General features: G+C 38.6%; 22 protein-coding genes. 9 read left to right on the plus strand and 13 right to left on the minus strand.

The genetic code is table 11. The annotated features are described in order from the left end of the window. Positions 1-27 precede the first annotated feature (27 nt). Genes rlmD through cysM form a run of 3 tightly spaced genes read right to left on the minus strand, consistent with a single transcriptional unit; the run spans position 28 to position 3,192 of the window. Complete coding sequence (gene rlmD / locus ACLCEG_RS12145; protein ID WP_410567692.1) at positions 28-1,419, minus strand: 23S rRNA (uracil(1939)-C(5))-methyltransferase RlmD; 1,392 nt, start codon at positions 1,417-1,419, stop codon at positions 28-30. Between the two features lie 9 nt (positions 1,420-1,428). Beyond that, complete coding sequence (locus ACLCEG_RS12150) at positions 1,429-2,247, minus strand: 3'-5' exonuclease (protein WP_410567694.1); 819 nt, start codon at positions 2,245-2,247, stop codon at positions 1,429-1,431. 12 nt (positions 2,248-2,259) lie between these two features. Beyond that, entirely contained in the window at positions 2,260-3,192 is a 933-nt protein-coding gene (cysM, locus tag ACLCEG_RS12155; RefSeq protein ID WP_174739060.1) for a cysteine synthase CysM, read from the minus strand. Positions 3,193-3,364: 172 nt separating this feature from the next. Between cysM and ACLCEG_RS12160 the strand changes: the two genes are divergently transcribed. The 5 genes from ACLCEG_RS12160 (at position 3,365) to rsfS (ending at position 9,229) form a co-directional block, all read left to right on the plus strand. Then, positions 3,365-6,172, plus strand: a complete 2,808-nt coding sequence (locus ACLCEG_RS12160; RefSeq protein ID WP_346791043.1) for an ATP-binding protein — start codon at positions 3,365-3,367, stop codon at positions 6,170-6,172. Positions 6,173-6,268: 96 nt separating this feature from the next. After that, the gene (locus ACLCEG_RS12165; RefSeq protein WP_410567697.1) at positions 6,269-7,057 is read left to right on the plus strand and encodes a crotonase/enoyl-CoA hydratase family protein; all 789 of its coding nucleotides are present in this window, start codon (positions 6,269-6,271) and stop codon (positions 7,055-7,057) included. An 11-nt stretch (positions 7,058-7,068) separates the two neighbouring features. Beyond that, positions 7,069-7,935: an NAD(P)-dependent oxidoreductase gene (locus ACLCEG_RS12170; protein ID WP_410567699.1), complete on the plus strand. Its 867-nt coding sequence runs from the start codon at positions 7,069-7,071 to the stop codon at positions 7,933-7,935. A 16-nt stretch (positions 7,936-7,951) separates the two neighbouring features. Beyond that, the gene (locus ACLCEG_RS12175) at positions 7,952-8,746 is read left to right on the plus strand and encodes a hydroxypyruvate isomerase family protein (protein WP_019458119.1); all 795 of its coding nucleotides are present in this window, start codon (positions 7,952-7,954) and stop codon (positions 8,744-8,746) included. An 81-nt stretch (positions 8,747-8,827) separates the two neighbouring features. Further along, positions 8,828-9,229 carry a ribosome silencing factor gene (gene rsfS, locus ACLCEG_RS12180; protein ID WP_019458118.1) on the plus strand — a complete coding sequence of 134 codons (402 nt, stop codon included), beginning with the start codon at positions 8,828-8,830 and terminating at the stop codon, positions 9,227-9,229. An 82-nt stretch (positions 9,230-9,311) separates the two neighbouring features. Here rsfS and ACLCEG_RS12185 read toward each other — a convergent pair whose 3' ends face one another. Further along, positions 9,312-9,692 carry a hypothetical protein gene (locus ACLCEG_RS12185; protein ID WP_200027460.1) on the minus strand — a complete coding sequence of 127 codons (381 nt, stop codon included), beginning with the start codon at positions 9,690-9,692 and terminating at the stop codon, positions 9,312-9,314. Between the two features lie 265 nt (positions 9,693-9,957). On the opposite strand from ACLCEG_RS12185, the gene ACLCEG_RS12190 reads away from it, so the two are divergent. Further along, a complete protein-coding gene (locus tag ACLCEG_RS12190) occupies positions 9,958-10,779 on the plus strand; it encodes an SDR family NAD(P)-dependent oxidoreductase (RefSeq protein ID WP_410567701.1) in 822 nt (273 codons plus the stop codon). Positions 10,780-10,864: 85 nt separating this feature from the next. Here the strand turns inward: ACLCEG_RS12190 and ACLCEG_RS12195 are convergent, their stop codons facing one another. The 4 genes from ACLCEG_RS12195 to ACLCEG_RS12210 form a co-directional block, all read right to left on the minus strand. After that, the gene (locus ACLCEG_RS12195; RefSeq protein WP_410567703.1) at positions 10,865-11,428 is read right to left on the minus strand and encodes a hypothetical protein; all 564 of its coding nucleotides are present in this window, start codon (positions 11,426-11,428) and stop codon (positions 10,865-10,867) included. Positions 11,429-11,631: 203 nt separating this feature from the next. Beyond that, positions 11,632-13,086 carry an NAD(P)(+) transhydrogenase (Re/Si-specific) subunit beta gene (locus ACLCEG_RS12200; protein WP_004698634.1) on the minus strand — a complete coding sequence of 485 codons (1,455 nt, stop codon included), beginning with the start codon at positions 13,084-13,086 and terminating at the stop codon, positions 11,632-11,634. 12 nt (positions 13,087-13,098) lie between these two features. Continuing rightward, positions 13,099-13,413 (minus strand): proton-translocating transhydrogenase family protein, encoded by a 315-nt coding sequence (locus ACLCEG_RS12205; RefSeq protein WP_000230434.1) that lies wholly within the window; start codon positions 13,411-13,413, stop codon positions 13,099-13,101. An 11-nt stretch (positions 13,414-13,424) separates the two neighbouring features. Next, complete coding sequence (locus ACLCEG_RS12210) at positions 13,425-14,552, minus strand: Re/Si-specific NAD(P)(+) transhydrogenase subunit alpha (protein WP_410567705.1); 1,128 nt, start codon at positions 14,550-14,552, stop codon at positions 13,425-13,427. A gap of 239 nt (positions 14,553-14,791) precedes the next feature. Here ACLCEG_RS12210 and ACLCEG_RS12215 point away from each other — a divergent pair, with 239 nt between their 5' ends. From ACLCEG_RS12215 to ACLCEG_RS12225, 3 genes are all read left to right on the plus strand, one after another. Then, the gene (locus tag ACLCEG_RS12215) at positions 14,792-15,718 is read left to right on the plus strand and encodes a DMT family transporter (protein ID WP_240287890.1); all 927 of its coding nucleotides are present in this window, start codon (positions 14,792-14,794) and stop codon (positions 15,716-15,718) included. A 68-nt stretch (positions 15,719-15,786) separates the two neighbouring features. Further along, the gene (locus ACLCEG_RS12220; RefSeq protein ID WP_240287888.1) at positions 15,787-16,194 is read left to right on the plus strand and encodes a RidA family protein; all 408 of its coding nucleotides are present in this window, start codon (positions 15,787-15,789) and stop codon (positions 16,192-16,194) included. Positions 16,195-16,212: 18 nt separating this feature from the next. Continuing rightward, positions 16,213-17,409, plus strand: coding sequence for an MFS transporter (locus tag ACLCEG_RS12225; protein ID WP_410567708.1), 1,197 nt, complete (start codon positions 16,213-16,215; stop codon positions 17,407-17,409). Between the two features lie 76 nt (positions 17,410-17,485). Here the strand turns inward: ACLCEG_RS12225 and ACLCEG_RS12230 are convergent, their stop codons facing one another. The 5 genes from ACLCEG_RS12230 to ACLCEG_RS12250 all read right to left on the minus strand — a co-directional run bounded on the left by ACLCEG_RS12230 (position 17,486) and on the right by ACLCEG_RS12250 (position 21,700). Further along, on the minus strand, positions 17,486-18,064 hold the full coding sequence (locus ACLCEG_RS12230; RefSeq protein ID WP_151761241.1) for a TerD family protein: 579 nt from the start codon (positions 18,062-18,064) through the stop codon (positions 17,486-17,488). A 47-nt stretch (positions 18,065-18,111) separates the two neighbouring features. Beyond that, positions 18,112-18,825 carry a TIGR00266 family protein gene (locus ACLCEG_RS12235; protein WP_410567711.1) on the minus strand — a complete coding sequence of 238 codons (714 nt, stop codon included), beginning with the start codon at positions 18,823-18,825 and terminating at the stop codon, positions 18,112-18,114. A 14-nt stretch (positions 18,826-18,839) separates the two neighbouring features. After that, positions 18,840-20,135, minus strand: a complete 1,296-nt coding sequence (locus ACLCEG_RS12240) for a VWA domain-containing protein (RefSeq protein ID WP_410567713.1) — start codon at positions 20,133-20,135, stop codon at positions 18,840-18,842. 66 nt (positions 20,136-20,201) lie between these two features. Then, positions 20,202-21,011 carry a hypothetical protein gene (locus ACLCEG_RS12245; protein WP_347913987.1) on the minus strand — a complete coding sequence of 270 codons (810 nt, stop codon included), beginning with the start codon at positions 21,009-21,011 and terminating at the stop codon, positions 20,202-20,204. Between the two features lie 113 nt (positions 21,012-21,124). Then, positions 21,125-21,700, minus strand: a complete 576-nt coding sequence (locus ACLCEG_RS12250; RefSeq protein WP_100191991.1) for a TerD family protein — start codon at positions 21,698-21,700, stop codon at positions 21,125-21,127. Positions 21,701-21,784 lie beyond the last annotated feature (84 nt).

The raw sequence follows: 21,784 nt of genomic DNA on the forward strand, positions 1-21,784 counted from the left end.
ATTCTCCTAGATATGTAACTCATGTTTTTAATCGTTTATCTCTTGAATTTTTTCAAATAAAGCAATTGATTCAACATGTTCTGTATGCGTAAACATGTCCATAACCCCTGCTTTTTTTAACTGGTACCCATGTTGAACCAAAACACCGGCATCCCTTGCTAGTGTTGCTGGATTACATGATACATAAACGATTCTTTTTGCTCCAAAGTTTGGTACATACTGCATAATTTCATATGCACCGGCACGAGGAGGATCAATCAATAATGCATCAAATCCTTGATTTGCCCAAGAATGATGCGAAAAATCTTTTGTTAAATCTTGTGAAAAGAAGGTTGCTTGCACCAAATTATTGCATTTTGCATTGTCTGCTGCCCGCTGCACCATTTCTTCACTAGCTTCCACACCAACAACCTGACCATTTGCACCAACACATCGTGCAAGTGGAAGCGAAAAATTACCTAATCCACAAAACAGATCGAGTACCCTTTCACCGTCTTGTAATTGAAGCAATTCACATGCCAATTGTACCATTTGTTCATTTACTGTCGCATTGACCTGCGTAAAATCCAATGGCGAAAAAGCAAAATTTACCTCAAATGCATTTAAAGCATAATGTAACCGCATAGCACCTTGCTCTTCATCAATACGACGAAGACTTTCAGGGCCTTTGGGTTGTAAATACAATTGCCAGCCTTTGTGTAACGCAAATTGTCTTAATTGGTTGACATCAGAATTATTTAATTTTTCTACATGACGAACCAATAAAGACGTTTCATCATCACCTTTTGCTAATTCTACATGACCAATATGTGCTTTGCCCTTTAGACTTTGGAGTAAATTACGCAACTCTGGCAGACTATCTGATAACTTTTTATCCAAAACACTACAAGTATGGATAGAAGTTAAACGATTACTATGATGCTCACGGAAACCTAGAATCAAACGATCCGGTTTTGGCAAATAACGCACACCTATACGCGCTCGACGACGATAATCACTTTGTAAAGATCGAATTGGCTCTAACCACTGTTCAGGTTGAATACCCGCAAAGTGTTGTAAATGTGACTGGAGTACATTTTGCTTTAAGCGAATTTGCTCATCTGGATGGATATGCTGCATGCTACAACCACCACAAATACCATAATGAGGGCAAACTGCCTCTACACGATTTGGTGAAGGTTCAGCTAAAAGCTCAATCATTTCAGCTTCTTCAAGACGTTTAGCTTCATGCGTGATTTGAGCCTTTACCATTTCTCCAGGCAACGCATAACGAATAAACACTTTTTTACCATGCTTATCTGCCGGATGATCTGGATGAGAACCATAGTGCGCAATTCCTCGCCCCTCATGAGAAAGAGTTTCAACCTGAAAAATATATTCTGGTTGTTGAGCTTTGCGAGATTTGGCTTGCTGTTTCAAAGAATGAACCTAAAAATCTAAAGGATTAAAATAGTGGGACGTAAATTCGGTGTATTTCGAAGTACGTTGCCACACTTCAAGAAAATCGGCCTGCTGAGGCATAGTTTGTAAATATTCAATACTCGAACTAATCCAGTGATTATGTTCATCTGCATTTAATTGGCCTTTTAGTACTAACCAACGCAAATAAATGAACCATGTATTGAGTACATCACCTTCACAATAACTGGTTAATTTTAACCACTGTTGATTACGAACATATTCAGGAACATGATAACCCGATTCACCACGCTTACCCGGCAAACCTAAAATACAGGCGATATCGTCAAGCTTTTGGAAATTACGACCATTAAACATTGCCATAACATCCATTAAATCAATATGACGATGGTGATAACGGTTTTGGTAATTATTAAAACGTTTTTGACTATCAAGCTCACCTTGATCAAACAAGCCCGGCGCAGAAAGACCATGATACATGGCACGGAACAAAATAACCGGTAAATCAAATTGTGAGCCATTCCAACTTACTAAAGTCGGGTGGCGCTTATCAAAAATAGATAAAAACTTCTGTAAAATTTCAGCTTCTGAATAGTGCTCTCGACTAAATGAAAATAATCGAAAGCCCGATTCATCAATCCATAGTCCAGAAATACAAACAATTTCGTGCAATGGTAAACGCTGAAAATCCATGCCTGATTCTTGACGGCGGATTTTGGTGAGTGCCTGTTCGACATCTGCCTCTCGCAAATCAAGATGATATAAATGCGCTCCCGCTTTTAAATCAGTTAAAGTTTCAATGTCAAAAACTAAAGTTGGGAAACGCATTCTTTCTCTCAATTATGAGTTATCGTCCTGTACTGAAAACAAACCTGTAGATAAGTAGCGGTCGCCACGGTCACAGATAATGCAAACAATAACAGCATCTGGATTTTCTTCTGCAATCTTAATTGATGCCCAAACCGCACCACCTGAAGATGTACCAGCACTAACACCTTCCATACGTGCCAATTTACGCATGGTTTTTTCAGCTTCAATTTGAGGAATATCAATAATTCGGTCTACACGACTGCTATCAAAAATCGTGGGTAAATATTCTTTTGGCCAACGACGAATACCCGCAATACTTGATCCGTCTGCTGGCTGTAACCCCACAATCTGAATGTCTGGATTTTGTTCTTTTAAATACTTAGAAACACCCATAATGGTACCTGTTGTACCCATTGAGCTTACAAAGTGAGTAATTTTACCACCAGTTTGTTTCCAGATTTCAGGGCCTGTCGTAAGGTAATGAGCTTCGACATTATCAGGATTACCAAACTGATTTAGAACATGACCTTTGCCGTCTTTTTCCATTTGCAAAGCTAAATCACGTGCGCCTTCCATACCTTGTTGGGGAGTCACTTCAATCAGTTCTGCACCATAAGCCAGCATCGCATCTTTACGTTCTTGGCTCATGTTATTTGGCATAATAAGTTTCATTTTATAGCCACGCATTGCTGCAACCATAGCTAACGCAATACCTGTGTTACCACTAGTTGCCTCAATTAACGTATCACCCGGTTTAATTTGACCACGCTTTTCTGCCTGCATAATCATGTTGTAGGCAGGACGATCTTTTACAGAACCTGCTGGATTATTACCTTCCAATTTTGCTAAAACCGTTGCTTGCGTATGACAAGCCAAGCGCTGCAAACGGACTAGAGGTGTTTTACCTACATAGTGATCTAACAAAAATTCGTCGGCTAAAAAATCAGGTTGTGTATTACTCATGATCAACACCTAAATCGGGGTGGCACTATTGTATGAAAAAATGATCGGTACTGCACCCATTTCACTATGCTTTTTAATAAAAGTGATTAAAGCACGGTCAGTTATAAAATGCCGTCTGTTTTAAAATAAAGCGTGATAATATGCCCTACAGAGAGATCAATCTGATGTAGCCATGTCTAATTTCAATAAAACCTTATCGAAACGCTTACGTCTGAATCATGCATATGGGCAATTGATTGCTCTTATTTTTGTGCCCATGATGATTTTAACAGGGGTTGGCGCATTTCTGGTTTTAACTGAAACATCTCATTCGGCCAAGCAACAGCAGCTCCATCACGCTTCGGCTATTTTGGCTCGTTATAATGAAATCGCCAAAGACCTCTACACATTGGTAGAGCTAAAACCTGATGAATATGATCATGCACAAAACATTATGCAAAGCATGTTCAGTGAAAAAGATTTAAAACGTGCTGCTTTAATTGATAGTAATGGTCAAACATACTTAAGTGTGGGTTACCGAGATAATCGTTACTGGCCCAACTTTACACAAAGCAGTAGTTTCTTCGGTCCTATTTCTTACAACCATAACAATATCTATGGTATTCGAGTCACTAATACCACAGGAAAAACTCCTGTTTGGCTTGTGATTGAAATGGACAATCAGCCATTAGAGCTAGCACGCTATCGCATTCTGATCGCGTTAGTCATTACCAGCTTAATGACACTACTGTTGCTTTTGCTCTGCCTAAATTTCTTCTCTCGCCGCTGGGTTGCACCGATGTACGAAATTCGAATGCAATTACAACGACTTAATGCAGACACTTTAGATCAGCACATGATCATTAACAGTACAGGCGAATTACGATTACTCCAACGTGATATTGCAAACGTAGTAAAACGCTTACATTTTAGTTTTTTAGAGCTTAAAGAACATACAGAACAAACCGAAGAAGACTTACGCAGAACACTAGATACCTTAGAAGTTCAAAACATTACTTACCGTCAGGCACGTGACCAAGCCATTTCATCAAATCAGGCAAAATCCGTTTTCCTTGCCAATATTAGTCATGAGCTTCGTACACCGCTTAACAGTATTGATGGCTTTATTCATTTATTGCTTCGACAACAAAACCTAAGTAACGAACAAAATCTCTATCTACAAACTATTCGAAAATCCTCTGCTCACTTATTAGCATTAATTAACGATGTATTAGATTTCTCAAAAATTGATGCAGGTAAACTAGAACTTGAAACAGCACCGTTTGATTTAGAAGAAGCTATTTTCGATGTCATGGACATGTTGTCACCTTTGGCTGCCCAAAAGCATATTGCCATGGCATTTTATTATGCAGACAACATTCCTCAAGAAGTCATTGGGGATGCTTTACGCTTTAAACAAATTTTGACCAACCTAATTTCAAATGCAATCAAGTTCACCCCAGATGGCGAAATTATTGTTCGTGTCCGTATGGAACATGATGATATTGGTCAATGCTTACTTCATTTTAGCGTTCAAGATAGTGGTATTGGTTTAAGCGGCACAGACCGTAAAAAATTATTTGAGTCGTTTTCGCAAGGCGATGCCTCTGTTACACGTCAATTTGGTGGTACAGGCTTAGGTCTCGCGATCTCCAAACAACTGGTTCACCTCATGCATGGTCAAATTGGTTTTGAAGATAACCAAGAGCGTGCGCCAACAGAAAAAGGTTCAACATTCTGGTTTACTGCACAGTTTGCTGTAGATGAAGAACATGAGATAGAACATCCTCACTTCGAACATTTACAAGTCGTGTCTTATTTAGCACATCCAGCAACGGCAAGTGTTTTACGTTACTATCTTGAAAATTATCAAGTTCCACATATCGAAACTCAATCGATTTTGGACTTATTTAGCCGCTTAAAACACCTCGACCAGAAAGATAATACATGGCTCGTTGTTGATCATAGCGGTGACACAGAAGCTCTACTTAAAGAAATTCGTAGCCGTTATCAAGGTAACCTAGCAGTTTACGGCTACCAAATGACACTTGAGCCAAACATGCTCACCGAATATCGTGCTCGCCCTCTTTATCAACCATTAAGCCGCAGTGGACTTATTCAATTATTAAGTGACCAACCTATTTTTGAAGAAGAACAACAAGACTTTAATGGTCAGGGATTACATATTTTAGCAGTCGATGACCATTTACCGAACTTAATTGTTTTAGAAGCATTGTTAGGTGAGTTAAATGTTAAAACCACTAAAGCCTTAAGTGGACAAGAAGCGCTGAATATCATCCAAGAACGCATTGATCAAAAGCTCAAACCGTTTGATTTGGTGTTTATGGACATTCAAATGCCGGTTATGTCAGGCATTGATACCACTCGCGCGATCCGCTCTTTAGAATCAACGCTAGATGGTGAAATGCAACTTCCAATTATTGCATTAACAGCTCACGCGCTTGCTGATGAAAAACAAAAGCTTCTGAAAGTTGGTATGAATGACTATGTCACCAAGCCAATTCAAATGGAGCAGATCATTCAGATTTTAACGCAATGGACCAAAAACAATTTCACTGCACAAGCCTTAGATAAAGATCATCATGTTGTTGCCGAGGCACTAGACCCAGAAATATTAAACTGGCAGCAAAGCCTACAATTGGCAGCAAACAAAGAAGACCTTGCCCAAGACTTGCTTAAAATGTTGGTGGACAGTTTCCCAACCGAGCTAGATGAAATGCAGCAGCTCATTGAACTTGAAGACTTCCCTCAACTTGAGCATGTATTACACCGCCTCTATGGTGCAACTCGCTATGTTGGCACACCAAAACTTCAACAAGTTACTGGTGACTTTGAACAGTTTGTTTCTAAGTTACGCAAAGAGCGCCGTAGAGCTGACGATGGATTTATTGAAGAAGTTACACAGCGCTTCAATGAATTAGGACTTGTCATTAAAGAAGTAGAGAGTGCAGCTCACCAAATTTTAGTGATACCGGACTAAAAAGAACCTGTAAAAAAGGCATGACTGACCTGTCATGTTTCCAATTTACAGCCATGTTATGCTCCGCTTATCGATAAAAAAATAAGCGGGAATCTCATGGCACTTTTACGTATTGAAAAGAATAATGGCATTGTGACAGTTTATCTAAACCGTCCGGATAAACGTAATGCCATGAGTTTCGCTCTCCTCAAAGAACTTGTTTCAACGGCTAAAGCCATACAAAAAGACCGAGAAATCCGCTGTGTAATTTTGACTGGCGAAGCACAAGTATTTAGTGCCGGAATTGATTTATCTGACCTCAACAATCCTAAAAATTCTGCATTTGCGATTTGGGAGCTTGTAAAACCAGGACAAAGCCTTTTCCAAAAAGCATTTTTGATTTGGCAAAACTTGCCTGTCCCTGTGATTGCAGCAATTGAAGGTTATTGCTTTGGCGCGGGAATGCAACTTGCGTTGGCTGCCGATATCCGTATTGCCCATCCAGAAACCAAAATGTCAATTATGGAAAGCCGCTGGGGTTTAGTACCCGACATGGGACTTACCCGCTCACTTAAAGGTTTGATAGGTGTTGACCTTGCCAAAGAACTCACTTTAACTGCCCGTGTGTTTGACGGAAACTATGCAAAAGATATTGGCCTTGTAACTCACTTAAACGAAAATCCATTAGAAAAAGCGAATGCGATTGCCTCAGAAATGCTACAACGCTCACCAGATGCATTGACTGCTGCAAAACGCGTATTAGATGCAATGGAACATCAACCAGAAAAATCATTGCGTCTAGAAAAAATCTGGCAACTTAAACTATTACTTGGTAAAAATAGCAAACTCGCTCGTAAAAAAGATAAACATCCGGAAGTTAAATTTTTACCACGCCAATATAGATAAGAGCTTTGAAGATGAATTTTGATCGTAATACACCGATTGCCTTTTTAGGCATAGGGCTTATGGGAGGCCGTATGGCTAGCCGTCTTATTCAAGCAGGTTTTCAAGTTGCTGTCTGGAACAGAACAGCATCTGCTTGTGAAGAACTTATCGATATCGGCGCACACGCTCTCGATCTTTCAAACATCGGACAATACCCTGTAGTTTTAACTTGTTTAGCTGACGATAAAGCTGTGCAAGCTGTATTTGAACAAATTCAACCTCACTTAAAAGCTGGTCAAGTTATTGTGGACTTCTCAAGTCTGTCTGTTGCTGCAACAAAAGCACTCGCTCAAGCTACTGCTTCACAACACGTGACATGGATTGACTCTCCTGTCTCGGGCGGTACAGCTGGTGCTGAACAAGGTACACTTGTCATTTTTGCAGGTGGAGATGCTCAAACTATTGAAGCTTTAAGCCCTGTTTATAATGTACTTTCCCAACGTGTAACACGAATGGGGGATACTGGTACCGGCCAAGCCACTAAAATTTGCAATCAACTCATTGTGGCAGCAAATAGCGCTCTTATCGCTGAAGCTGTAGCACTAGCAGACCGCGCAGGTGTAGACACGACATTACTCGCTCCCGCGCTAGCTGGTGGATTTGCCGACTCAAAACCTTTTCAAATACTTGCGCCACGCATGGCAACTCATACATTCGAGCCTATTCAGTGGAAAGTTCAAACATTATCTAAAGATCTTAACAACGCGGTAACATTAGCTAAGAATGTTAATTTAGACATCCCTGTTGCACAAAAAGCTCTATTACAGCTACAAACTCACCAAAAAAATGGCTTTGCTGAGAAAGATTTAGCTACTATGATTCAAGTAGTAGAGCAATAATAAACGGAGTTTGCATATGGGTCGTCTTGCCGTTAACTTATCAATGATTTTTACCGAAGTTTCTTTAATTGAACGCTTTGCATTAGCCCATGCAGAGGGCTTTGAACACGTAGAAATCCAATTCCCATATGAACTTACCATTTCCGATATTCAAGACCAACTTGAACGCTATAACCTCAGTTTATGCTTAATTAATGTTCCTGCTGGCGACCTTATGCAAGGTGGAAATGGTTTGGCAGGTGTACCAGGCCAAGAAAAAGCATTTCGTGAAGCATTAGAATTAGCTATTCGTTATGCCACCGCTTTAAAAGTACCACGTGTCAATATTTTGGCAGGTAAGCAACCTCAAGATTCAGATTTACTTCCTTGCCTTAAAACTCTTGCAAGCAACTTAAAGCTGGCCTGTGACTTACTCACAGAACATGATATTGAACCTGTATTTGAGATGATTAATGGCACAGATATGCCACGTTTTTTAGTACAGAACATTGCTCAAGCTCAAGAAATGCTAGAAGCAGTCAATCACCCTGCTTTAAAAATGCAATATGACTGTTACCACATGGCGATGATGGGTGAAGATGTACTTGAAGGGTTACAAGAAAATATTCACCAAATTGGTCACATTCAGTTCGCAGATTGTCCAGGACGCCATGAACCCGATACAGCCCAGATTCCTTACGAACAAATATTTTCTTGGATCAAACAAAGTGCTTATATGGGCTACATTGCGGCAGAATACAAACCTAAAAACGGGTCAAATCAGTCATTTACATGGAAAAACAAATATTTTTCCGATGATGTAAATATATAAACTGTTACTAGTTTCGTTTGAAATTCTGAGTGAAAACCACTATATTAGATAGTGAGTAATTGTCAGGAAAATATACCCTATATGAATTTAGAACCATCGCCCAGCGTGTCTAATTCTCACGATTTCGCAATGAACACCTCAAATAAAGACGTACAAGCTTGTCTCAAAGTCGTCCATGACGCTTTAGTTGATGTAAAAGCAAAAGATATTCTACAGTTAGATGTTAGCACTATTAGCAACGTTGCTGATGCTATTGTTATTGCGAGTGGTACTTCTACTCGTCACGTCAAAGCACTTGCTGATAATGTTGCAGAAGAAGCTCGAAAAGCTGGTTTCCGCCCGATTGGCGTTGAAGGCGAACGAGATGCCGAATGGATCTTAATTGATCTTGGCTTTGTTGTAGTACACGTGATGCTACCGACAGCCCGCAAATTCTATGATTTAGAAAGCTTATGGCGTACTGCCCCAGAGTCAGTCGCATAAAATTTTTGCTTTTAAAAAAAGCGGCTCTTTTGAGCCGCTTTTTTAGTTGTTAAAGGTGCTATTTTTCATTACCACCTACAGTTTATTGTGTACTAACTTTTCTTTCTTCTCGAATAACTTTAAGCATTTCCTCAGTCATATTTATCTTCATTTTCTTTACAATATCACTTTGTAGCTCAGAAATTAGCTTGAGTTGCTCCTCACTTATATTTTTATAATCATCACCCGCCAATTTTTTTATATCAGTTACCCCCATCCATTCCTTTTCCTCTTGTCTACATTTATAGAAAGCATCTTCAACAATATCATTTTCATCTTTGTTCATTTTTATTTGAGGCCCAACTTGTCCCATCAAACAATTTGCATATTTTTCACTTGCTTCCTCAAGAGGCTCTGCCAAAGTTACCGATGAAAAGAAAAAACTGATAAATGAGATTAAAAAGAATATTATTTTTTTAACCACTTAAATTCCTTAAATAATTACTATATATCAATCAAATATTATCATTCTTAGCATCCAGTTAAAGTAAAAAATAGCCAATATAACCTCTACATCACATTAAATAAAAATAAATACCTCCATTTTTTGATTATAGAGATTAAGTGAAAGTCCCAAAGCTGTCAGTCATCAGCCATTTTCAAATTTGACATGACAAATTGTCAAAATTACAGCACTATAACCATTCTTAAAGTCTCATCAATAAATAGCATAACTGGAGCACTAAAAAGTGAAAATACTCATTACGGGCGCCAACACAGGAATTGGCTTTGCCACAGCAGAACAACTTGTAAAACAAGGACAACATGTCATTTTGGCGTGTCGAAATCCTCAAAAAGCTCAAGAAGCACAAAACAAACTGCGCTCACTTAACCAAGGGCAAGTCGATATCGTTTCTCTCGACTTAAACAGTCTTGAGTTAACCAAGAAAGCTGCAGATGAAATTGCAGATAAATATGGCAATCTTGATGTACTTATTAATAATGCTGGGTTATTTGCAAAAACAAAACAGCTCACAACAGATGGTTTTGAGCAACAATTTGGCGTTAATTATTTAGGTCATTTCTTACTTACTCAAAAGTTACTCCCAGTTTTACAACAATCTCCTCAAGCACGTATTGTTCATCTTGCATCTATTGCTCACTGGGTTGGCTCAATTAAACCCAATAAATTTCGTGCAGAAGGTTTTTACAACCCCTTGTTCTATTATGGACAATCTAAGCTCGCAAACTTACTCTTCAGCAATGCATTAGCAGAACAGTTAGCTGGAAGTTCAATTACTAATAATGCATTACACCCTGGCGGTGTTGCCTCCGATATTTATCGCGATTTACCAAAACCAATTTATGCAGCCATGAAAATAGGCTTAGTGCCAACCTCAGTTCCTGCAAAACTTATTACAGAAATGGCAACTGGAGATGCTTGGCAAAACCGTAATGGCGAATATGTCAGCGCACATATGCCTGACTGGAAATCGTCACATGCCAAAAACCAGCAACTGGCACGTGATCTCTACCAACAATCAATGGATCTGGTCGAAAAGTTTCTTTAAATCCTAAAAAGCAAAAAAACCACCCGAAGGTGGTTTTTTATTTCAAAGTAATTTAGTGACCTGTACCATTAATTAATTTAGAGTTTTAATCATTAATTCTATATTTTTCAATTACACCTTGTTCTAACTCAAGAGTTACACTAGCTGTAGTTCTATAAATATCTTCATGCTCCATAAAATGCAGATTCCAGAAACCCAACTCCCTACCATTCTTATCATATTCTTGAGAATGATGTAGTTCATAATTACTTATTTCATAAGAATATAAATTCCCATTTCTATCGAAGTGATTGGTTCTAGATCCTAATAAATCCTCATTAAAGTCAGTTATACAACTCGCCATCAGTATGAATTTATCATCCATGAAAATATAATGATCTACTCTAGACATATTCTTTGTTCTATCATTTAAAATTTCTTGATAGGCAACTAGTTTATAATTTTCTCCTGCATAGATTTCAATTATACCTATACGATTTAAACGATTAATTATGGTTATTTCTTCATAGATAAAATTATTATCTTTATCTAAACAGGTAATTTTGGAAGATACCCAAATAGATCGCCCCATACCAACATCTAAATCATTTAATATAATCTTTTTTATTGGATAGTCTTCATGTACTTCTTGAACTGTGACTTCAATCATAATTTAAAGATATGCATGAGTGCATTATTATCAGTATTTTTAGTCTATAAGATATTTTCATTTTTTCAAATAGCGCCAATCTTGCCTCTAGTCACCAAAATCAATTCATTTTATTCGTTGATAGATTCAACGTCACAGCACTACAATACCTTTAATAAAAAAAGCCACCCTAGGGTGGCTTTTAAAATCCTGATTAGGCCAGTTTAGTGACCTGTACCATTAATTGATTTAGTCATATCTTCAACAACTTTCTTAGCATCACCAAAGATCATCATTGTTTTTTCGTTATAGAACAAGTCATTATCAAGACCTGCATAACCTGTTGCCATAGAACGCTTAATCACCATGATTGTACGTGCTTTATGCGCTTCAAGAATCGGCATACCATAAATCGGCGAGCTAGGATCATCTTTTGCAGCTGGGTTTACAACGTCGTTTGCACCAATGACAAGCACTACGTCTGTTGCAGGGAAATCCGAGTTAATCTCATCCATTTCCAAGATGTCTTCATATGCTACGTCTGCCTCAGCAAGCAATACGTTCATATGACCAGGCATACGGCCTGCAACTGGATGAATTGCGAAACGAACGCGAACACCTTGCTCTTTTAGAATTTCACACAACTCTTTCACAGCATTTTGTGCACGACCTTGCGCCATACCATAACCCGGTACAATTACAACGCTGTCTGCATTTGACATTAAGAAGCCAGCATCATCAGCAGAACCTGAACGGTAGTTACGTTGAACTTGTTCACCTTTAGCAGCTGTAGAAACTGCTGCACCACCCATTGCACCACCAAACAATACGTTGATGATTGAACGGTTCATTGCTTTACACATGATGTAAGACAGAATCGCACCAGATGAACCTACAAGCGAACCCGCAACAATCAACATGTTGTTTTCAAGGGTAAAACCAATACCTGCTGCTGCCCAACCAGAGAACGAGTTAAGAAGCGATACAACCACTGGCATGTCACCACCACCTACCGGTGCAATCCATACCCAGCCAAATGCAAGTGCAAGTGCTGTCATTGCCCAGAAAGCAGTCATGTTGCCAGTTGTGAAGAAGTAGAAACCGCAAGCCAACATCGCAATAAAGATAAGTGCTTGAACAGGTTTAACCCATGCACCAGAAATTGTTTTAGCCCATTTTTTCGCAGCCAATTTACCATATGCGAACACAGATGCAGTAAAGGTAATCGCACCAACGAAACAACCCACAAACAATTCAAATAGATGAACCTTGCTCATGTGTGCATGTTGTACGCCAGCTGCAGTCAAAGCCGCCTCATTTTGAGCAAACAGTGCAGTTAATTGGTTGTTATGTAAAATTGCAGCTATTGCAATAAGGACAGCAGCTAAACCCACCAATGAATGCATAAGCGCAACAGTTTCAGGCATTTGTGTCATCGGCACTGTACGTGCACGTGCAATACCCACGATTGCGCCTAACACCATTGCCCCAACGATCATCCAGATGACTGGGTTGTTGGCAACAAAGAAGGTCGTTATAACAGCAATCGCCATTGCGATCATACCGTAACGGTTACCTTGAATTGCTGTTTTAGGGCCAGACAAGCCACGAAGCGTCAAGATAAAGAGGATTGCGCCTACAAGGTACAACCAGTTTGCATTTGCTTGAATAAATTCCATGTCAAAGCCCTCTTATTTCTTTTGCTTAGGCTTGAACATTTCCAGCATGCGCGCAGTTACTGCGAAGCCACCGAAAATATTAATGCTTGCTAAAAATACTGCAATTGCACCGAGTACACTCACCACATTCACACTTTGAAATGCAACATTCGCATCTACACCTAAAACAGGTAGACCTACTGTTTGCAACATCGCACCAACAACAATAATTGATGACAATGCATTAGTTACTGCCATAAGTGGCGTATGCAAAGCTGGTGTAACACCCCAAACAACGTAATAACCTACGAAGATGGCAAGGACGAAAATTGTAATAGTTTCAACCATGAGAAATCTCCTTAACCACGCTTAAGCAGCACTTGACCGCCATGAGTGACCAATAGGGCTTTTTGGATTTCGTCTTCTTGATTAATCGCAAAGTTTTTCTCTTTGTCGAATAAAGTTTCTACGAAATTAAAAACGTTACGTGCATATAAAGCAGAAGCTTCTGTTGCTACAGTTGCTGGAATATTTGGAACACCCAAAATTTTCACACCATTTTCTGTAAAAACAGTCTCGCCAACTTTAGAACCTTCAACATTACCGCCAGTTTCAACTGCCATATCTAAAACGACAGAACCTGGTTTCATCTTGGCAACAGTTTCAGCTTTGATCAGACGCGGCGCATCACGACCTGGCAACAATGCGGTTGTAATCACGATATCGGCATTAGAAACAGCTTTATCTACAATCGCAGCTTGGTCTTTAATGTATTGCTCACCCGGCATCCAGCCATAACCATTTTTTGCTGCATCTGCCGCACGTTGTTGCTCTTCTTCAGACATTGGTACGTCTAACCATTTACCGCCTAAAGATTCAACTTGATCTTTGGCTGTAGGACGTAAGTCTGTTGCTTCAACAACTGCACCCAAACGTTTTGCAGTAGCAATCGCCTGAAGACCTGCAACCCCAACTCCCATAATCACAACACGTGCAGGTTTCACAGTACCAGCAGCAGTCATAAGCATTGGGAACATGCGTTGATATTCGGCAGCAGCAAGTAAAACTGACTTATAACCAGCCAAGTTTGCCTGAGAAGACAACACATCCATGTTTTGTGCACGAGAAAGCGTACGAGGAAGCAATTCCAGAGCAAAAGCAGATACTTGCTGATTGGCAAATTGATCTAGCTCGGTATTACGATAAGGATCAAACATTGCTACAACAGCTGTATTTGCTGCAAGTTTTTGAATTTCCCCGCCTTGTGGCGCACGAACTTTCAAAATAATTTGACTACCCGTATAGGCATCATCCGTAATGGTTGCACCGACCTGTTCATAAGCACTGTCAATATACGCAGCCTTTACACCAGCACCACGTTCAATCACAACGCTATGACCAGCGCTAATCAACTTCTTTACTGTCTCTGGCGTAGCAGCTACACGATTTTCACCGACGACAGTTTCGGTTGGGATTCCGATCTGCATGAGCGTTCCTCAAGCTAATTTCTCATTGTCAAAAACATTGCAACCCGCAATGTTTCCCCCATGTGTATTCTTTGTACAGAATTTGGATTCTAATAGAACTTTTTGAAAATACCACCCACTATTTATTTAATAAATACCCATATTTTGAACTGATGATTCACGATATTTGACTTGGAGTGTAATATAGGAAGATTTTTCTTTTTTTTACAGACAATAGTCTCTCTTATACAGTCCTGTATATGAAAATTTCTTTATCTTCGTTTCAAATTGGGTCTTTTTTTGCGCTTTGTTCTGCTTTTCTATTCAGCACAAAAGCAATCTTTATTAAACAGACTTATGCCCTTTCTCCATTAGTAGACGGTACAGTCCTGATGGCTTTACGCATGTTAAGCGCCTTACCGTTCTTTCTACTCATTTGTTGGTTCAATAGGCATCATAATCAGGGCATAAAAAAGAAGGATTGGCTAATTTTAATTTTTGCTGGTCTATTAGGCTACTACTTCGCTAGTTGGCTCGATTTCATGGGTCTCATGTTTATTAGCGCCTCTTTAGAGCGGATTATCTTATTTTTATATCCAACACTTACCGTGATCGCATCAAGCCTGCTCTATAAACAAAAATTAGATGTAAAAAGTTTATTCGCCATTTTTCTTAGTTATGGTGGAACCGTATTGGTGATGCTTCAAGAGCATAACAATGCACCAATTCAGGGCAACTTTTGGTTAGGAACAAGTTTTGTATTTGCAAGCGCTGTAGCTTTTGCAGGTTATTTACTGCTAACTCCACCACTAATTAAAAAATTTGGTTCTTGGAATTTCACAGGCTTAGCGCTCACTGTCGCCTGTATTGGTGCATTAACGCATTACGCTTTGAGTACACCTCACCCTATTCAACTTATATTACAACTTCCCTCAAGCGTCATTTGGTATGGGGTCGGCTTAGGCTTTTTAGTCACCGTATTACCCACCGTTATGCTCATACAAAGCATTGAACGTCTGGGCGCATCACAATCTGCAATGATCGCATCGATTGGACCGGTTTTAACAATTTTACTTGCCGTTCTTTTCTTAAATGAACATCTTAATGTGTGGCAATGGGTCGGCTGCCTACTCAATATTGTAGGTGTCATGATGATTACACTTAGAAAAAAAAGACTAAAACACTAAATCTGCTTGACCTCAACTTAAGTTGAGGTTGGATACTCATCTAAATTTTACTGAACGGTTGAGTTCCAATGAATAAAGAAACTTTTAAAATCATAAATCCCTCTACTTTATATAATCCAAGACCGAATGCTTACAGTCATGTTGCCGTAGTCCAAAATCTTAACAACATTATTCATGTTGCGGGTCAAGGTGGTGAAGATTCAAAAGGTGAGCTGAGCTCAAATTTTCAAGAACAAGCCACTCAAGTTTTTCATAACATTCAACATGCTTTAACTGCGGCAGATGCAAAAATTTCTGATATTGCGGTTTTAAGAGTTTTAATTGTTGACCACTCGGATGAAAAACACCAAATTTTAATTAAAATCATGCAAAATCTATGGAAAAATCATCCTTTTCCAGCCTGCACGCTCATTCCTGTGCCACGCCTTGCATTAGAACGCATGCTTATTGAAGTTGAAGCAACGGCATATACTTAATAAAACTGAGAGAACATCATGTCTACCCCTGAAGATATCAGTCAAAATAAACCTTTGCTTTGGTTGATGGCAGCAGCATGTGGCTTATGTGCAGGTGTGAATTATTACTGTCAACCACTAATTCACTCTATTCAGCAAGAGTTTGCAGTAACTCAAGCGCAAGCTGCTTTAACAGTAACATTTGCTCAAGTGTCTTATGCCCTCGGTCTACTCTTTATTGTTCCGATGGGTGACATCGTCAATAAAGCTAAGGCTATTCCATTTTTAATGGTGCTTTGCGCAGTTGGCTTATTTACTTCTGCGTTTGCTGTTAACTTACGTATGCTCTGGATCGGTACAATTTTGGCAGGCTTGTTTTCTGTTGCTGCCCAAGTTCTTATCCCACTTGCAACTATGACGGTCAAACCTGAAAAAACGGGTGAGATTATTGGCTTTTTAATGAGCGGCTTATTGGTCGGGATTCTACTCTCGACCAGTCTAGCTGGCTTATTTTCCAATCTTTTTCATTGGAAAGTCGTTTATGTAGTAAGCGGTATATTAATGCTGCTATTGGCATTTACTTTAAAAAGTCGCCTGCCTTATGTATTGCGTATGAAAATGAACTATGGGCAAATCTTTGTTTCTATGGCTCAGCTTTTAAAGCAAGAGAAGCGACTATTATTAAGAGCGCTTACTGGTGCCTTCGCATTTGCAGCAGTCAGTATTCTGTATTCCACTATCGCACTACTACTCACCTCTGCACACCATTTGCCAGATCTATTTATCGGACTCGTTCCTCTAGTTGGTATTTTTGGTGCACTATCCACGCGTTATATTGGTAAATATGCCGACCAAGGCTATACAAAATTACTTACTTGGATGGGTTGTGGGCTGTTCTTAGTCAGTTGGGTTTGTTTCTATTTCGGACAAACTTTACTTTCCACTTATGTTATTGGATTTGCTTTAATTCAATTAGCACTTGCGCTCGTTCACACCAGTAACCAAAGCATTATTTTCCGTCTACGCCCAGATGCCAAATCTCGTATTAATGCTATTTATATGACCACTTACTTTATTGGTGGCGCAGCTGGTTCAGCATTAGGAATTTTTGCATGGAATCATGGTGGGTGGAGCATGACATGCCTTGCTGGTGTGGGACTCGTTGTGTTTTGTATTTTGTTTAGCGTGATTGATGCTTTCTTACAAAAAAAAGCAGCTGGCTCAGCCATAACCTAACTTGTTAAAAATCATCTTTCTATAATCCACCATTGCTTTGAACAATGGTGGAAAAGCTACTGAGTCAAATACAAAATTAAATATGAGGTAAAACGTAAGGAACGATATCTTGAAAGGTACGTCCATGTACATTTTCACCAATTGCATGCATTTTCCATGCATCATTATGACGATAAATTTTTGCAATAATCAGGCCTGTATGCGCCCCTTGCGAGGAAAGTTTATAACTTGCAATTTCATGGTTGTTTGATTGATCAACCAAACGACAGAATGCATTTTCCACTTTCTCAAAAGTTTGACCGCGGAAGCTATTAACAGTAAACACCAAAGATTTTACTTGCGCTGGAATTTGATTAAGGTTGACACGAATCACTTCATCATCACCACTTCCAGCGCCTGTTAAATTGTCTCCAGAATGACGAATACTCCCATCTTTACTTTGTAATTGCCCAAAATAGACAACATCAAGCATTTTTTTATTTTCATCAAATAAAATGACTGAAGCATCAAGGTCAATATTACCGCCGCCACCAAAACCAAAAAAACCTTTACTTTTTACTACATCCCAGCCAACGCCCAAGAAAACTTGTTGAAGGCTACTACCATCTGCTTTTTGCAAATTGATTTTCTGACCTTTTTCTAAATTAATTGCCATATTATGGATCTTCCAATGAGGACTATAAAAATGATTACTTTTATTTTTTAATGAGACTGTTGACGGTTCAATTTAGACATCAACCACTGTAAAAAATTGTTCCGGTTTCTTGAGCAAATGACGACTTTACCAGCACCAGAAAAACGCAATACCATGCCTTCACCACTAGTTACACTATTCACCAAGTTGCCAAGAAAACCGCTATTCTGTGAAGTTGAAACAGATAAATGATAATTTAAACGCGAATCCCAGCAGACAACGTGCCCGTTATCAATAACAACCTCTTTATTCGGCTCTACTTCTAGTTCAAACAAGGTTCCACAACCAGAAACCACAACTTGACCTTGCCCACTGGTTTCCATAACAAGGAAACCACCAGTATTGCCAAAGACAGCTCCTCCAAGACTAGTATTTAATCTTGCTTTGATATCGACTGAGTCGTGTGCGGCAACAAATGCACCATCACTTAAAATATATTGAGTCGCACCAACATCAAGAATCTGCATATCACCATCTAGTGAAGCAGACAATAAGCAGTCCCCATCTCCACGTACAGCTTCGATATGTTGCTGGAATAAAGATTCATCATTAGCAAATCGGCGGAATAAGGATTGCATTAAGCCACCTTGTAATCTTCCCTTTAACTCCAGAGCATCTTCCATCATAACCATTGCATTACTTTCACAATAAATTCGATCCCCTCGACGCATTGCAACATGTAAGAATGGTTCGGGTGAACCCACTAAACTAAAGTGTGCCATTTTATTAACCTTTATTAATCTCTAACAATTCGATGATGCTTAGCAGCATTTAACCAATGAGGAAATTCTTGCAATAACAATTCATATAAGTGCTCATCCGACACACTATCAATTCGGTCTAAATTGAAGAAATTGCAGTTATCAACAATACGACCAGACATGTCATCCAGCTTTTCAAGTGCACCGTAATCACGGCCTCCAATTCCTACAAATTGCCAAAAAATTGGAAGCGTAGCCGCTTGAGATAATATTTTTTTCATTTGCCGACGACTTCCAACCCCACCGTCGGAAATAAACAAAACATAAGTTGGAATTTGATCATTAAACTTCTGAAAATAATTAATTACAGCTTCAATTGCTGGAATTTCTTCATTGTACCGTGCTCCAACCGACCAATTTTTCCAGCCTTGATGAGTTGTATTAATAAAATTATTAACATTCGTTAAAACAACATCATCTAGTTGTATCGTTTTTGCAGCGAATGCCCAGCATTCAAAACTTCCGTTATCATCAAAATGGATTGCCAATGGCATCAAACGATCAACCACCTTTTGCACATCCCCACGGCGATATTGCCAATCCATTGATCCTGAAGCATCAAGCACCAGTGCAACTCTTGCCATTACACCAAGCAAATTCTTTTTTTCTAACTGAACCAGAGATTTTTTAGTTAGATCAATAATTGAAGCGTTACCTGTTTTCTGTGCTTTTTCCAGTGACAGTTTTTTCTTTAGCTCAACACTCGACTGTTGCACTGTAGACTCTTTCTGTACAACGTCTTCATCTGCGACTTCGCCACCAAAATGGCGAATTAATGCAGCTAAGCCTTCATTAAAACCTTGTCCAATTGCAGCCAGTCGCCAAAATCCATCTTTACGGTAGATTTCAACTAACATTGTGGCACGTTCCTGATCAAATAAATGATGATTTAGTTCTAATTCAGCAATAGGCTGATTTTGTAAATTCATTATTTTGACAGTTATTTTCTGCACCTTAGACATGATGGCAGAACCGTCAATTGCAGCAGTTAAAACCAGATGATTTATGGATAATGGAATCTTTTGAAGGTCAACTCTAAATTCATTAGATTTATTATGATTTTCTAACAAACATACAGCCTGACATGGTGTTTCAGGTTGATTATAAAATGTCATGTATCGTTCATCACTTAAACGATACTGTGAATCAAGTCCAAAAGTAGCAATATCTAGATCAAAATCCGCGTGATATTGAACCTGAATATAAAAAGAGGATTGCCCCTGTAAGAGATCAGTTAATTTTATTTTTTGTCCGCGAATTAAATTCAGCATCCTTTTACCTCAAATTTCTTTATATGTTGTTTTGTTTCATATTTAGAAACAAAACAACATAAGTGCTTAGATACTTTTTAAGTTATCTAAATCTAATTTAGTTGAAGTTGGCACATAAAGAATATCTTGCCCTTGTTTTTGAGCATTTTTTAAAAAGGCTAAAACGTGCTGATACAATTCATCTAGTTCTTTAACATTTTTCTTAGTTGCTTTTAATAATTTTTGATATTTTTCCTGAGTCATTGCATATTCAAATCCCGCTAAAATCTGCTCGACTTCACGATCAATCAAACATCTTACTTTTAAAGTATTTTTATCTGTCTTTTTTGTTCCTTGAATCAATATTTTTTGATAACTCCCTACAGAATCACCATCTACCCCAACATACATTAAGTTAGCAGCTAAATAATCTTCGTCTTCTCTAAATAAATCTTGAATACAGAATTTTTGTAATGCTAGGGAATGTTTGCCCAAATTCAGATGTGTAATTTCAGGATGATTTAATAATTCTTGTATTGTATGCTGTTTAAATAGCTTCCAATTCCCTGCAAAAAGATGAATTCGTCCTCTAGTTAGAGTCTGATTAAATTCAACTGCATTAGAAGTGGTTTGCCCCCAACAAAATTTATGATATTCAGTGATATAATCACATGTCATCTTGACATAAAAACGATAATCAGAGTATTTATTATAAAAAAATCTTTGTGCATCAAGTTCCCAATTTTCCCAAATATCAAAACTGTTTTCAAATTTATCTGTAATATCACATTCAAATTGATAAAATTCTGCTTTTATTGTTGCCACTTCAGAAGGCAAAGAAAAACATTCCCCTTTTTTACGAGGATTAAGATAAAGATTGACTGGATTTGCACCCATGTGATTTTCCCCAACTCATCATTTTAATTCAAAAAATCGTAATTGTTTTATATAAAGTATAGAATTTTCGCCATCAAAGCGACAAAATATGTCGCCTTGATGTAATTTCAAACTTAAACCGCAACGCCATAAGATGCAGCTAAAGGTCCTAAACCACCAGCAAAACCTTGACCAATTGCACGGAATTTCCATTCACTGCCATGTTTGTAAAGTTCACCGAAGATCATAGCCGTTTCCGTGCTACTGTCTTCAGATAAATCATAGCGTGCAATTTCGCTACCGCCCGCATCGTTACTTACACGAATATACGCATTAGCAACTTGGCCAAAATTCTGACTACGAGCCTGTCCCTCATAAATTGTGACAGCGAAGATTACTTTTGCTACATCAGCAGGAACCTTACTTAAGTCCACGCTTAATGTTTCATCATCACCTGCACCTTCTCCTGTACGGTTATCACCATTATGAACAACAGAACCATCAGAAGACTTTAAATTATTGAAAAATATAAAATCATGATCCGCACGAACTCTACCATTTTCATTGACTAAAAAAGCAATTGCATCAAGATCAAAAGCAGCACCATCAGTCACACGTGGGTTCCAACCTAGACCTACGGTTGTTTTAGTAATACCAGGTGCTTCTTTTGTTAAACTAACGTTACCGCCTTTAGTTAAGCTAATCGCCATATGAGTTACTCCTTATAAATTTTGACTGATTATTTGTTTCATTTGTTTGATAAAAGCCATATAAATGGTCTTTTCAAAAAATTG

The sequence above is a fragment of the Acinetobacter sp. H1(2024) genome (assembly GCF_046557555.1).
Taxonomy (GTDB): domain Bacteria; phylum Pseudomonadota; class Gammaproteobacteria; order Pseudomonadales; family Moraxellaceae; genus Acinetobacter; species Acinetobacter seifertii.